15 protein-coding genes are annotated in these 12,904 nt (G+C 66.6%); 2 read left to right on the top strand and 13 right to left on the bottom strand.

Annotated elements, in window-relative coordinates:
- Positions 1-11: 11 nt before the first annotated feature.
- The 10 genes from B3T77_RS11205 to B3T77_RS11160 all read right to left on the bottom strand — a co-directional run bounded on the left by B3T77_RS11205 (position 12) and on the right by B3T77_RS11160 (position 7,972).
- The gene (locus B3T77_RS11205) at positions 12-1,583 is read right to left on the bottom strand and encodes a Mu transposase C-terminal domain-containing protein (protein WP_292079625.1); all 1,572 of its coding nucleotides are present in this window, start codon (positions 1,581-1,583) and stop codon (positions 12-14) included.
- Positions 1,570-2,211, bottom strand: a complete 642-nt coding sequence (locus tag B3T77_RS11200; RefSeq protein WP_066552783.1) for a TnsA endonuclease N-terminal domain-containing protein — start codon at positions 2,209-2,211, stop codon at positions 1,570-1,572. The genes B3T77_RS11205 and B3T77_RS11200 overlap by 14 nt, the downstream gene beginning before the upstream one ends.
- A 179-nt stretch (positions 2,212-2,390) precedes the next feature.
- Positions 2,391-2,933, bottom strand: coding sequence for an alginate export family protein (locus B3T77_RS11195; protein ID WP_054764187.1), 543 nt, complete (start codon positions 2,931-2,933; stop codon positions 2,391-2,393).
- A 315-nt stretch (positions 2,934-3,248) separates the two neighbouring features.
- Positions 3,249-3,734 carry a methyltransferase family protein gene (locus B3T77_RS11190; protein WP_054764186.1) on the bottom strand — a complete coding sequence of 162 codons (486 nt, stop codon included), beginning with the start codon at positions 3,732-3,734 and terminating at the stop codon, positions 3,249-3,251.
- Complete coding sequence (locus B3T77_RS11185; RefSeq protein ID WP_137721941.1) at positions 3,731-3,859, bottom strand: DUF2474 family protein; 129 nt, start codon at positions 3,857-3,859, stop codon at positions 3,731-3,733. The genes B3T77_RS11190 and B3T77_RS11185 overlap by 4 nt, the downstream gene beginning before the upstream one ends.
- Complete coding sequence (gene cydB, locus B3T77_RS11180; protein ID WP_292079624.1) at positions 3,859-4,860, bottom strand: cytochrome d ubiquinol oxidase subunit II; 1,002 nt, start codon at positions 4,858-4,860, stop codon at positions 3,859-3,861. Before cydB ends, B3T77_RS11185 begins: the two co-directional genes overlap by 1 nt.
- Positions 4,850-6,277, bottom strand: coding sequence for a cytochrome ubiquinol oxidase subunit I (locus B3T77_RS11175; protein WP_066627970.1), 1,428 nt, complete (start codon positions 6,275-6,277; stop codon positions 4,850-4,852). Before B3T77_RS11175 ends, cydB begins: the two co-directional genes overlap by 11 nt.
- A 9-nt stretch (positions 6,278-6,286) precedes the next feature.
- On the bottom strand, positions 6,287-7,081 hold the full coding sequence (locus tag B3T77_RS11170) for a sulfite exporter TauE/SafE family protein (RefSeq protein WP_292079622.1): 795 nt from the start codon (positions 7,079-7,081) through the stop codon (positions 6,287-6,289).
- A gap of 4 nt (positions 7,082-7,085) precedes the next feature.
- Positions 7,086-7,634 carry a rhodanese family protein gene (locus B3T77_RS11165; RefSeq protein ID WP_292079619.1) on the bottom strand — a complete coding sequence of 183 codons (549 nt, stop codon included), beginning with the start codon at positions 7,632-7,634 and terminating at the stop codon, positions 7,086-7,088.
- 5 nt (positions 7,635-7,639) lie between these two features.
- Positions 7,640-7,972 carry an ArsR/SmtB family transcription factor gene (locus B3T77_RS11160; RefSeq protein ID WP_292079617.1) on the bottom strand — a complete coding sequence of 111 codons (333 nt, stop codon included), beginning with the start codon at positions 7,970-7,972 and terminating at the stop codon, positions 7,640-7,642.
- Positions 7,973-8,043: 71 nt separating this feature from the next.
- On the opposite strand from B3T77_RS11160, the gene B3T77_RS11155 reads away from it, so the two are divergent.
- The gene (locus B3T77_RS11155) at positions 8,044-8,907 is read left to right on the top strand and encodes an MBL fold metallo-hydrolase (RefSeq protein ID WP_292079615.1); all 864 of its coding nucleotides are present in this window, start codon (positions 8,044-8,046) and stop codon (positions 8,905-8,907) included.
- A gap of 3 nt (positions 8,908-8,910) precedes the next feature.
- Here B3T77_RS11155 and B3T77_RS11150 read toward each other — a convergent pair whose 3' ends face one another.
- The 3 genes from B3T77_RS11150 to B3T77_RS11140 are packed head-to-tail and all read right to left on the bottom strand — an operon-like array spanning position 8,911 to position 11,813.
- Entirely contained in the window at positions 8,911-10,578 is a 1,668-nt protein-coding gene (locus tag B3T77_RS11150) for a putative bifunctional diguanylate cyclase/phosphodiesterase (RefSeq protein ID WP_045809768.1), read from the bottom strand.
- A 31-nt stretch (positions 10,579-10,609) separates the two neighbouring features.
- The gene (locus B3T77_RS11145; protein ID WP_039244861.1) at positions 10,610-11,188 is read right to left on the bottom strand and encodes a GNAT family N-acetyltransferase; all 579 of its coding nucleotides are present in this window, start codon (positions 11,186-11,188) and stop codon (positions 10,610-10,612) included.
- A gap of 37 nt (positions 11,189-11,225) precedes the next feature.
- A complete protein-coding gene (locus tag B3T77_RS11140; RefSeq protein WP_292079610.1) occupies positions 11,226-11,813 on the bottom strand; it encodes a helix-turn-helix domain-containing protein in 588 nt (195 codons plus the stop codon).
- 65 nt (positions 11,814-11,878) lie between these two features.
- Between B3T77_RS11140 and B3T77_RS11135 the strand changes: the two genes are divergently transcribed.
- Positions 11,879-12,715, top strand: a complete 837-nt coding sequence (locus B3T77_RS11135) for a metal-dependent hydrolase (RefSeq protein WP_292079608.1) — start codon at positions 11,879-11,881, stop codon at positions 12,713-12,715.
- The last annotated feature ends 189 nt before the right edge of the window (positions 12,716-12,904 follow it).

The following is a 12,904-nucleotide window of genomic DNA, read 5'->3' as shown; positions in this document are numbered from 1 at the left end:
GTTTCAGGGGGTCACGTCACGATGCTCATGGGGCTTCTGTAGCGGACGGTCAGATAGACCTTGTTGTCCGGATCCCAGACGTACACCTCCGAAACATCGCGAGGGTCGCGGCGGACAGTGAAGGTCTTGCTTGGCGTCTTCGCATGTCGCTGACGCAGGGCGACCAAGCCGTCGGAATCGTAGTGGAAGAGATCCCACTGAACACCATAGCTTTGTAGCGTCCGCTCGGTCTTCGGCATCAGTTCCTTGCGCCAGAAATCGAGATTGTCGACTTCGTCAGGCAGCTTGTTGATCTGCCTGGTCCCTTCGAAGAAGTACGAGCGCCATTTCTCCAGCGGGGTCATGCCGAGCGTGGAATGCTTGGTGTTGATGTGTTCCTTGATGACGCTGAGGAGGTAGAGTTCAAGCTCCCCAAGCGTGAGGCTGGCGGACTTCCTCGGGTCGGGAAGCTTTGCGCGCTCGCGAATATTCGATCCGGTCGCGCCAGGGAGGTGCTTCACGCTGAACGCTAGCTTGCCAAAGTAGCGTTCGATGTGGGGGCCATATCGAGGCGTCTTGACCTTCCGGTTCATCAGCTCCCCGTCCACGTTGGCCATGAACTGTCGAAGCATGGAGCCCCTGAACTCCTTGGCATTGTCCGCATGGATCATCTTAGGGAAGCCCCAAACGGGCCACTCCATCTCCACGCCCAGGTCGGCGAGCCATCGTTCTTTGCGTGTGATCGAATGGAAAATCGCGAGACCGGCGCTGGAGGCGCCGGTAGGATCCAGAGAGAGATAGTAGCCGATGGGCATGAAGCTGAATGTGTCGATCGCCATCGTCAGCCGAGGTCGGCCGATGGGGAGGCGATCAACGCTGTCCACCACTTCGAGATCGTAATCCCAATAATCGATCTGGACTGAACTGAGCGGCGCCTCAGCGAAAGGATAGCTGCCCATCAGGCGCTTCTTAGCGTCGTGCGATGCCCGCTTGCCCTGGCGCGCCTCGATGACCTCGATCGGGTCTAGCGCCGCGATGCGAGCGTAGAAGGTGGCGAGAACCGGAGGGCGTAAACCGGCCTTTGCGAATTCGATTTCGAGGTGTTCCTTGTACACCGTCATAGGGGCGGGCTGATTTTTGACCAGGTAATGCTTCCTGATGATGGCATCGAGGAGGGCGTCTCGCTCGGCGCTCATACGCCGCTGTCCGCGCGCGCCTTGCCCGCCCTTGGGAAGCAAGCTCATGACCGAGTCGGTGTAGCCTTTCACACGGCGATAGACGGTCGCTCGATCAACCCCGAGCACCTTGCCGGCTTCGATTATGAAGTCCGACTTTTCACCACGCGAGATGGCGCCGGTGAGAAGGGGTTTGAGGACTTCCCACCAACGGTAAGCTTCCTCGGTCTCTTTAGCGCTATAGTCGTCCAGAGTGCGGATCGGTGCGCTTACGCTTCGTGGATCGTCGATGTCCTTACGCCCGACGAGGCGATGTTCCTCGCTCTCGAAGCGGACCAGATAACTGTCCAGGTCGAGTACGCGAACGATAGTGGCAGGGCGCTTGCCGATCGTGACATTGACGCCGGCGTCTAACCTAAGTCCCTTCAAGCAATGCTCCGATTTTCGCATTCACCCACCACGTCAGAGGCGTATCGTCGGTGAGAGGCTTGTTGAGGTCGCCAATCAGAAGCTCCGCACCCAGCATGTAATAGAGGGCTTCCATAACGACGCCGCGAATGGCCCCTTCCTCCTCCAGCCGGAAACGGATGTCGCCTAGTCGGTGCGTCCCCTTGGCGAGGACAATCGCCTGCACCCGACGCACCATTTCCTGATCTACGCTGCCTCGCAGGGTCGGGGCGATCAGCTCGGCGTTCACCTGACGCTGTGTGCGAATGGTGCGTTCGGTCACCACGCGGTAGCCGACATCTCTCTCGGCGAAATACCGGCGAGCGGCGCGGTACTTCGGCGCCAGTGTTCCATACCCCGAGCGTAGGATCGCCAGCGGTTTCACCTCGAAGACCACGCGTCGAAAGCCGTGAGGCCAAGGCGAGCGTGTCTGCCAGACCGCCATGATGTCGGGCGTATAGGTACGCGCCTGGCCATCGACCGTAAGACTGATCGTCATCGGCTGAGTGACCACGTCGCGGATGTGGCCGTCCACCTCCAGCGACATCAGGAAATCGCGTTCCAGTTTGGACTCGTAAAGAAGCGGTCCGCTCGGATAGCGCGAGGGCATCTGCCCTGTCACTGAGCGGCGGCCCGGCGGAATGCGTCGGCGCTTATGCACTTCGGTATCTTGTCGCATTATTTGCCAAAGTCCTAGATTTTGTCGCAGTTTTTGGTGGATGAAATCGGAGCTTTGGGCACCGCTAACGGGTCATTTCAGGCTTGGTTTGTCGCATCGGGTGCCGGAACTCACACCTGGGCCGCCGCCTCGACCTCGACATCCCACGCCCCGGCCGCCGGCGAATGGCGCCAACGGACGCCGGGCGTCGCCAGCCGGCGGTTTCGGGTCTGCTGGTCCGCGTCATCGCTTTCGGTCAGGCCGTAGACATAGAGGTCGAGCGACCGCCGCTGGCCGAGGTCGCGAGTCCAAAACAGGCCGGCGAACTGCAGGTTGGAACTCTCTCGATCCCACGCGATCCGATTGTCCTCGATGGCGGCCCTGTCGTCCGGCAACCGCACCTGCGGCATGACCCAGAAGGCCGTCAGCGCGCCGTCGGCCAGGGGCGTGTCGAAACGGGCGCCGGTATAGGCGTTGGTGGTGTTGCGAAAATTCTGGCGAGAAACGAAACGCTTGGAACCCAGATCCATGGTGAAGCGGCCGAGTTTCAGTGTCCGCTCACGTCGCGCGCCGAGACGGATCTTGGCGTAGGCCTGAACCAACTCCAGCGCATTGACCTCGCCAACGCCGACCGACGACAGCGGACCTTGCCCGAACGCCCGCGAATCGAACACCTCGCCCGAACGTCACGTGACCCACATCCCGCTCGACGGCCAGCGTCAGCCGCGTCGTCAGGACGGCGTCGCTTGGCTCCGCCATCGGACAAAACTGGCCTGACAGCGTCTCTCCCCGCGCGCGCGCCGATCCGGAGACGCGCCAGCTATCCTGGGCGTCCGTGGGTTGCCCGGCGGCGGCGATCGCACCGCTCATGAGGAGGCCCATCAGCACCGGACAAGCGTTCCCGTGGTTGGCGCGGGCCTCTTGATGTCTCCCATCGTCGTTTCCTGCTGCGTTTTGTCGCAACAGGCCGGGCCAAGCTTAAGCCAGCCTTAAGGTGATTGCGACGGCATCCGCCGCCCAAACCAGCGGTCCACGCGATCGGCGTAGGCGGACCAGGCTGGCCCGAAGAGGGCCGTCAGGTGTCGTTCCTCGCGCCGGATGGCGAGGCGGTCGGTGGCGAAGGCGGCGACGGGGGCGGCCACGAAGAACCAGGCGTTGTCGAACAGGCCGCCGAGGCCGAGCAGCAGCAGGCCGTTGGCGAGATAGATCGGGTTGCGGCTCCAGGCGAACGGACCGGTCGTGACCAGAGCGGTCGCCGCCCGGTGCGGCAGGATGTTGGCGCGCCACCGCCGCATCACCAGCATGGCCCAGAGGTCCAAACCAAGGGCGAGCCCGACCAGGAGGCCGCCAGCGGCGAAGGCGCCGGGGAAGAGAGCGGGCGGGGACCACAGACGCGCCGTGATGAGCGCGACAAGGACGGCGCCGCCCGTGATGAGCGGCGGCCAGGGCCAGCGGTTCGGCGCCTGCGGGCTCACCCCCCGGCCAGCTTGAGAACGCCGCGCAGCAGATAGGCGACGATGCCCAGGACGCCCACGCCCAGCGCCCAGAGCGCGACGAACCAGAGGCCCTGCCGGAGCCCGTTTGTGGAGCCGCGACGCATCAGTGGTAACCGTCGTCGCCGACCTTGCCGCGGAACACCCAGTAGGCGTAGGCGGTGTAGGCTAGGATGATCGGGATCAGGATCAGGGCGCCGACCAGCATGAACAGCTGGCTGGAGGCGGGAGCTGCGGCCTGCCAGAGGGTGATCTCGTCGGGTACGGCGTAAGGGAAGACGCTGACGCCCAGCCCGGCGAAGGTCACCGCGAACAGGCCCAGCGACAGCAGGAAGGGCCAGACCTCACGCTTCTGACGCATGGTCCAGAAGAAGGCGGCCGCGACGATCAGGACGAGCAACGGCACCTGGGCCGTCAGAAGCACGCCGGGCCAGTCGAACCACCGGCGGGCGTATTCGCCGTCGAGGAACGGGGTGGCCAGGCTGACCGCGCCGATCATCAGCAAGGTCGCCGGCCCCAACTTCCAGGCCTGGGACGGGGCGTGGGTCTGGAGCGCGCCATCCGTCTTCATGTTCAGCCAGGTGGCGCCGAGAAGGGCGTAGCCGACGACGACGGCCACACCGGTCAGCAGGCTGAAGGGGCTGAGCCAGTCCCACCAGCCGCCGCCATAGGCGCGACCGGACACTTCGACCCCCTGCAGGATGGCCCCCAGGGTGACGCCCTGGGAGAAGGCGGCCAGGAGGGAGCCGCCGAAGAAGGCGACATCCCAGACGGGCTTGGCCCGCACGGTGCGCCAGCGGTATTCAAAGGCGACGCCCCGGAAGACCAGCCCCAGCAGCATGGCGATGATCGGCGTGTAGACCGCCGGCATCAGGACCGCATAGGCGAGGGGGAAGGCCGCGAACAGGCCGCCACCGCCCAGGATCAGCCAGGTCTCGTTGCCGTCCCACACCGGGGCGATCGAGTTCATCGCCTTGTCGCGCTGATCGCCGGCCTTCAGTGTCGGGAACAGGATGCCGACACCCAGGTCGAACCCGTCCATGACGATGTAGGCGAAGACGGCGAAGGCCAGCAGACCGGCCCAGACCAGGGTCAGATCAACGCTCATGATCAGTCTCCTCGCCAGTCGGGATGGGACGGTCGGGGTCGATGGCCGGGGCAGGCGTGATGCCCGCCGTGCGGATCGGCGTTTCCGCCACGCCCGGCTCGCCGCGATGAGGCGCATGGCTCATCAGACGCAGGATGTAGAAGACCCCGGCGCCGAAGACGGTGAAATAGACCACGGCGAAAGCGGCCAAGGAAGTCGCGACGGCAGGCGCCGCCAGAGGCGCGGCGCTGTCGGCGGTGCGCAGCAGGCCGTAGACGGTCCAGGGCTGGCGGCCGACCTCCGTGGTGATCCAGCCCGCCAGCACGGCGACGAACCCCATCGGTCCCATGATCAGGGCGAAGCGGTGCAGCCAGGGGGCGTCATAGAGGCGGCTGCGCAGGCGGGCGTACAACCCCCATAGCCCCAGCAGCAGGATGGCCATGCCCAGTCCCACCATGACGCGGAAGGACCAGAAGACGATCTCCACCGGCGGCCAGTCGGCGCGGGCGACGGTGTCGAGACCGGCCAGAGGCGCGTTTGGATCATGCTTCAGGATCAGGGACGACAGCTTCGGAACCTCGACCGCGCCATGGACGGTGGCGGCCTCGCGATCGGGCAGGCCGAACAGGATCAGCGGCGCCCCGTCCGGGTGGCTTTCGAAGTGGCCTTCCATCGCCATGACCTTGGCGGGCTGGTGCTCCAGGGTGTTCAACCCGTGCATGTCGCCGATGAAGATCTGCACCGGAGCGGCGACCAGGATCATGCCCATGGCCATGGCGAACATCTTGCGCGCGCCCTTGTTGGTCCGCTCCTTCATGAGGTGCCAGGCGCCGACCGCGCCGACCACCAGACCGGTCGTCAGGTAGGCCGCCAGCAGCATGTGGGCGAGGCGATAGGGGAAGGACGGGTTGAAGACGATCTTGAACCAGTCGGCCGGGATGAACTGGCCGACCTCGTTGATGGCGTAGCCTTGCGGCGTCTGCATCCAGCTGTTGACGGACAGGATCCAGAAGGCCGAGGCGAAGGTGCCGATGGCGACCATCAGGGTGGCCAGGAAGTGCAGCTTCTTGCCGACCCGGTTCAGGCCGAACAGCATCACGCCCAGGAAGCCCGCCTCGAGGAAGAAGGCGCTGAGCACCTCATAGGCCATCAGGGGGCCGATGACGGGTCCGGCCTTGTCGGAGAAGACCGACCAGTTGGTGCCGAACTGATAGGACATCACCAGACCCGAGACGACGCCCATGCCGAAGGCGACGGCGAAGATCTTCAGCCAGTATTTGAAAAGGTTCAGATAGAGCTCGCGCCCTGTCTTCAGCCACAGGGCCTCCAGCACGGCCAGATAGCTGGCCAGGCCGATAGAGAAGGCCGGGAAGACGATGTGGAAGGCGACGGTGAAGGCGAACTGCATCCGAGCCAGGATCAGGGCGTCAAGTTCCATGGAAGCGTTTCAACCGATCAAGCCGAGCGCGCCGGCGCTGCGGTAAAGCATATATAAGGCGACGACGAAGATCAGCCCCGCGAAGACGGTATTCAAGACGCCTTTCTGTCCCGACAGGGCCTTGGCGAGCCGTGCGCCGACCAGACCGCCCAGCACGCCGCCGCCGATGAAGACGGCCGCCAGGGGCCAGTCGACCCAGCCATCAAGGGCGTAGTTGAAGGCCGTGGTCAGGCCGAAGGCGGTGACGCCGACCAAGGAAGAGCCGACGGCATAGTAGATCGGCATGCGGGTCGAGAACATCAGGCTGGGCACGATAAGGAAGCCGCCGCCGATGCCGAAGAAGCCTGCGGCCGAGCCGACGCCCGCGCCCGCCATGCCGACGCGCGGCGACATCGACCAATTCAGCCGGGGTTCGTCCCGCGCGACCGCCGCCTTGGGACGCAGCATCGTTACGCCCACCGCCGCCATGGCCACAGCGAAGATCAGCAGCAACTGATGGCCGTCTATCATCTTGGCCAGGGACGATCCGAACCAGGCCCCGGCCGCACCGGTGATGGCGAACAGGGTCGCGCAGGGCCAGCGCACCCGCCCTGCCCTGGCGTGACCGGCCAGAGCCGTCAGGGCGTTCAGCGCCACGCCCGCCGCCGACACGCCGATGGCGACGTGGGGGTCGGCGACGCCGACGACATAGAGCAGCAGCGGCACCGCCAGAACCGACCCGCCGCCGCCGAACAGGGTCAGCAGCAGGGCGACGACGCCGCCGCTGAAGGCGGTCAGAACCAGCGGGGTCAGTTCGGTCGTCATCGGATCACGCCGCTCTCGTCACGGGCCGGCTCACGGCTCTGTTCCAGGGCATCACGGCCAGCAGCCGCGCCATGCCGCAAAATCCCGTCGCGCCCGCGACGAACAGGCCCGCGCCGACGAAGGCCGAAAGACCCCAGAAGGCTGGATGCACCAACGTCCCCAACGCCGCACCGATCAGGATCAGGCCGCCCGCGACCATCTGCACCTGACGCATCAGTTCGATCGGCTTTGAGCGGTCGGCGTGGATGGCCAGGCCCTGCGCCTTCCATGCGTCCAGCCCGCCTTCAAGGACAAAGGCTTGGCCCGTCGTCTTCGCCGCCAGACGGTCGCAGTTGACGCCCGTCCGATTGCCGGTTCGGCAGGTGAAGATGACGTCGCGGCTGTCGGCGCCCGCCGGCGTGTAGGCGTCGAAGGCCGACAGCGGCGCATGGATGGCGCCGACGACATGCTCTCTGGCGAACTCGTCGGGCTCGCGAATGTCGACCAGCACGGCCGTGTGTTGCTTCAGCCGGCGCGAAACCTCGGCGGGGGACAGGGGGGTCAGGACGCTCATCGGGATCATGCCTTTTCGGAGGAAACAGGAGGACAATAGATTTCAGCCAGCACGGCGATGACCTTCAGAACGGCCGGATCGGCGATGCGGTAGAAGATGGTCGTGCCCTCCCGACGCGTGCTCACCAGCGCCTCATCGCGTAGCTTGGCCAGGTGCTGGGACAGGGCCGATTGCGACAGGCCGACCTGGGGCAGCAGCTGGCCGACGGACATCTCACCCTCGCCCAACTGACACAGGATCATCAGCCGCTTCTCGTTGGCCAGGGCGCGCAGCAACGCCGCCGCCTCGCCTGCGCTGGCCTGGAATCGCTCAAGTCCGATGGTCTGAAGGTCGATCATGGAGCGCAATATATGCGCACTTGCTAAATAAGCAATGCCTAATATATTGGGTGACCAAGGAGCATTCACGCATGGCCCAGTCCCCCGACGTCCGCGGCTTTTTTGATCCCGCGACCCATACCGTCACCTATCTGGTCAGCGACCCGGCGACCGGCCAGGCGGCGATCATCGACCCCGTTCTGGACTTCGACGCGCCCTCGGCCCGCACCTCGACGCGGTCGATCGACGCCGTCATGGCGGCGCTGCGGTCGGAGGGGCTGAAGCTGGCCCTGGTGCTCGAAACCCACGCCCATGCCGACCACCTGACGGCGGCGGCGCACCTGCGTACGATGACGGGCGTGTCGATCGGCATCGGCGGACGGATCACCCAGGTTCAGTCGGCCTTCGCCCCCCTGTTCGGCGCCGACGACGTGCGCCCGGACGGGGCCGTCTTCGATCATCTGTACGCCGACGGCGACGCCTTCGCGCTGGGCGATCTGACGGTCGAAGTGATCCACACGCCCGGCCACACCCCTGCCTGCGTCAGCTATCGGATCGGCGATGCGGTCTTCACCGGCGACACCCTGTTCATGCCTGATTACGGCACGGCGCGAACGGACTTTCCCGGCGGCGATGCGCGGACCCTGTATCGCTCGATCCAGCGCCTGCTGGCCCTGCCCAACGAGACCCGCATCTTCGTCGGCCACGACTATCTGCCTCAGGGCCGCACCGATTTCCGGTTCGAGACCACCGTGGCCGAACAGCGCGCGCAGAACATCCACATCGGAGGCGTATCGGAGGGCGCCTTCGTCGCCATGCGAGAGGCCCGCGACGCCACCCTGGGCGCGCCGCAGCTGATCCTGCCCTCGCTTCAGATCAACATCCGCGCCGGCGACCTGCCGCCCCCTGACGCCAACGGCCAGCGCTACCTGCGCCTGCTGCTAAACGCGATCTGAGCCTTACGCCGACCGCTGCTTCAGCGGCGCGGTTCCGTCGGCCAGGCTTTCGGCCAGATAGACCTCAGCCTCCTGCGCCGGCAGGGCGGGCGCATAGCCGAAGCCCTGGCCGTAGTGGCATTGGGCGTCCAGCAGCAGGCGGGCCAGTTCGGCGTTCTCCACGCCCTCGGCGACGACTTCCAGCGACAGGTCGCGGCCCAGGTTGACCACCGACTTGACGATCTTGGCCGAGCCCTCGTCCTTGTTCATTGTCAGAACGAAATAGCGGTCGATCTTCAGCGTATCGAACGGCAGGCGCGCCAGATAGGACAGGGACGAGAAGCCGGTGCCGAAGTCGTCCAGCGCCAGCGAGGCCCCGACGTCTTTCAGCGATTGCAGCACCTCGGCGGCGCGGGCGGTGTCGCGCATGATGTCGCCCTCGGTGACTTCCAGCTTCAGCGCGCCCTTGGGCAGGCCGGTCTCCTTGATGATGCGCGCCACGTCTTCGCACAGGTGCGGGCGCTCGATCTCGCCGACGGACAGGTTGACGCTGCAGAACAGCTTGCCGGCCAGCGGATGGCGTTCGATCCATTCGGCCAGCTGCCGCGCCGACTGGGTCATCATTAGCAGGCCCAGGTCGTTCATCATCCCCAGGTCGGCGGTCAGACCCAGGAACTCGTCCGGCGGCACCAGACCCCGGCGCGGGTGACGCCAGCGCGCCAAGGCCTCGAAACCGGCGACGGCCCCGGTGTTCAGGTTCACGATCGGCTGGAAGAAGGGCACGATCTCGCCCCGCACGAAGGCGTTCCTCAGATCCGCCTCCAGCGCCAGACGGCTCAGACTGTCGCTTTCCAGAGCCCGGCCATAGGCGGCCGATCCGCCGCGCCCGGCGCCCTTGGCCGATTCCACCGCCAGTTCGACCCGGCGCAACAGTTCGGCGGCGTCGGGCGCATCCGGCCCGCCCTCCACCATCACCGCTCCGATGGAGACGGTCGGATAGATGTCGAAGCCCGCGACCCGCAGCGGCTGCTCCAGCGCGTCACGCACGCGGTAGCTGGTGTGGGAGGCGGTCTTGGGGACGATGATGGCGAACTCGTCCTCGCCGATCCGCGCGGCCGAGGCGTCCTTGTTGAAGGCGGCGGCCAGACGCGAGCCCAGGGCCGACAGCACCAGGTCGGTCCGCTCATGCCCCAGCGCCTCGTTCAGGCGCCGCAGCCGGTCCACGTCGCCGACAACGATTTCGTATTCGCCGGGCTGGGTCAGCACCTCGCTGACGCGGGCCAGGAAGGCGCGACGATCCAGCAGGCCCGTCAGCGTATCGCGGTCCGATCCGGCGAACTTGGTCTCCAGCGCCACGACGCCGGCGGCGCGCAGGCCGTCTTCCAGCCAGACGCCGCGCCACAGACAGGTCTCGGACCCGCGCATGCGCAGACGCACGGCGATCTCGGCGCCCTCGTCCTGGGGTTTGAGCATCCGCTCGGCCAGGCTGCGATCCTGCGGCATGGCCAGGGCGACGAATCCGGCGGCCGTGCATTCCGGCGCCAGCGGTCCCAGCCCCAGCGACCGTGTCGCGCCAGTGAACCGCAGTTCGTCCGCCGCGGGCGTCCAGACCCACAGGGCCGTCTCGGCGGCGGCCAGCGCCTCGATGGCGGTCGTGGCGTCCCAGGCCAGCGATCGGGATCGTGGTGTCACGCGTCTCGCCCTTCCAGACGGCCCCCGGCCGTCAACGCTCGTCCTCGACCAGGCCGAACAACAAATGGTCTGCCCACTCGCCGTTAATTTTCAAATAAGCGCGAGCCCGACCTTCGTTGCGAAAACCGGATTTCTCCAGCACCCGTCGCGACCCGTGGTTCGTGGGCAGACAGGCCGCCTCCAGCCGGTGCAGCTTCAGCTTGTCGAAGGCGTAGCCGACGACAGCCCGAACGCCCGCCGTCGCCACGCCCTGACCGGAAAACGGCTGACCGATCCAGTATCCCAACGTCCCCGTCTCGGCGACGCCGCGCCGCACGTTCGACAGGGTCACCGCCCCCGCCAGGGTCTTGCCGTCCTGCACGAAGACGAAGAAGGGCCAGGCGTTGCCCAGCTCCATCTCGCGCGCATAGATCGACAGCCGGCGCCGGAAGGCCGCCTTGGTCAGGTCGTCCTCGGGCCAGGCCGGCTCCCACGGCTGCAGATAGTCGCGCGAGCCGTCGCGCAGCGTGGACCAGGCGGCGTAATCGGCGGCGCGCGGCGGGCGCAACAGCACGCCGTCCCCCCGGATCACGGGTCCGGCCACATCGCTCATCCAGTCCAGAAGCGCCATCGGTGGGGACTATAGCATCAAGATTCGGCTCTGAACCTTACGGTTCGGCCAAAAGTGTCGCGGTCAGCTTCAGCGCCAGATCGCGGCCCAGTCCCTCGGGCGCGCCCAGCATCGGCGTCAGGATGTCCCCGATCAGCCCCTCGGCGAAGGCCATATAGGCCGCCGTCACCACCAGGGCCTTGGCCCGCTCGGCCGCCCTGGGATCATCAGGCGCCATGGCCGCCAGCCGCTCGGCCAGATCGCGCACCACCTCGGCGAAGCTTTCCGCCCGGCCCTGCTCGCGCGCCAGCGCCAGCCAGGCCGCCATCTGAGAGGCCCCGCCCGGCCCGAAGGCGTCGAACACCACGCCCATCAGCCGCCCCGGCTCGACGCCGTCGCGCCCTTCTCCCATTCCCTCGTTCAGGCCGGCCTCGATCCGCTGGGCCAGATCGCGCACCATCGCATCCATCAGCGCGCCCTGAAGCCCGGCGGCCGAGCCGAAATGGTGGATCAGATTGGCGTGACCCACGCCCATCCGCTCGCCCACCGCCTTCAGCGTCACCGCCGCCGGCCCGCCCGACAGCAGCAGGTCGCGCGCCGCCTCCAGCGCCTCCTCGCGCGCCACCGCCCCGCGTCGTCGCTTCACCGGACCATTAGTTGACATTGATGTCAGTTAACTCCATCCTCTGCTCGAAATCGAGGAGCAGAACCATGGCGAAATCCGCCACCCCCGCCGACCTCCAGATCAAGCCGCGCGACCTGCATATCGACCGCGAGGCTCCGACGCCACGCTGGTGGCTGAACGGCGACCCGTTCGGCACCGCTGTGATGAACGCCCTCAGCCTGACCTTCCCCGACGGCGAGCGGTTCTTCATCCAGTCGGTCAAGCGGTTCGCCAAGGACGCGCCCCCCGCCCTGGCCGCCGACATCCGCGCCTTCACAGTGCAAGAAGGCGCCCACACCCGCGAACACATGGCCTTCAACGCCATCACCGAACGCGCCGGCTACGACACCGCCGAGATCGAGGCCTATGTCACCGCCCGTCTCGACATCGCCCGCGCCCGTCCGGCCCTGGCCCAGCTGGCGGCGACCATGGCGCTGGAGCATTTCACCGCCGCCTTCGCCCATCGGCTGCTGGCCGATCCGGAGCTGCTGAAGGGCTCGCCCCACGACCTGGCCCGCCTGTGGCGCTGGCACTCCATCGAGGAGATCGAGCACAAGGGCGTGACCTATGACGTCTTCCTGCACGCGACCCGGGACCTCAGTCCGCTGAAGCGCTGGCGCATCCGGCGCTGGGCCATGTTCCTGACAACCCTGCTGTTCACCCGCACCGTGCGCGAGACGACCTTCATGCTGCTGAAGCAGGACGGCATCGTCGGCTGGCGCGCGCGTCTGGGCCTGTTCCGCTGGCTGTGGCTGAAGCCGGGCCTGTATCGCAGGATGATCGGCGACTACCTGGCCTTCTACAAACCCGATTTCCACCCGTGGCAGGTCGACGACCGCGACCTGATCGCGGACGCGGAGGCCGGTTTGGCCCAACCCGCCTGATTGGCCGCCTACCCTCAAATCCGACCCCGCGACGGAGTTTTCGCCCGAAGGCGTTACAATGTGCAGGGGACGGACGAGGAGAAGGCCATGGCTTCATCACCGACCGACGCCGCCGTCGCGCTGACGCGCCTGGGTCTGGGCGCCCGGCCTGGCGAGATCGACCGCGTCGCCGCCGATCCGCGCGGCTGG

Source organism: Brevundimonas sp. UBA7838, from assembly GCF_002500885.1.
GTDB classification, from domain to species: Bacteria; Pseudomonadota; Alphaproteobacteria; order Caulobacterales; family Caulobacteraceae; genus Brevundimonas; species Brevundimonas vesicularis_C.
The sequence above is the reverse complement of the archived record's forward strand: the minus strand, read 5'-3'. Positions and strand labels throughout refer to the sequence as shown.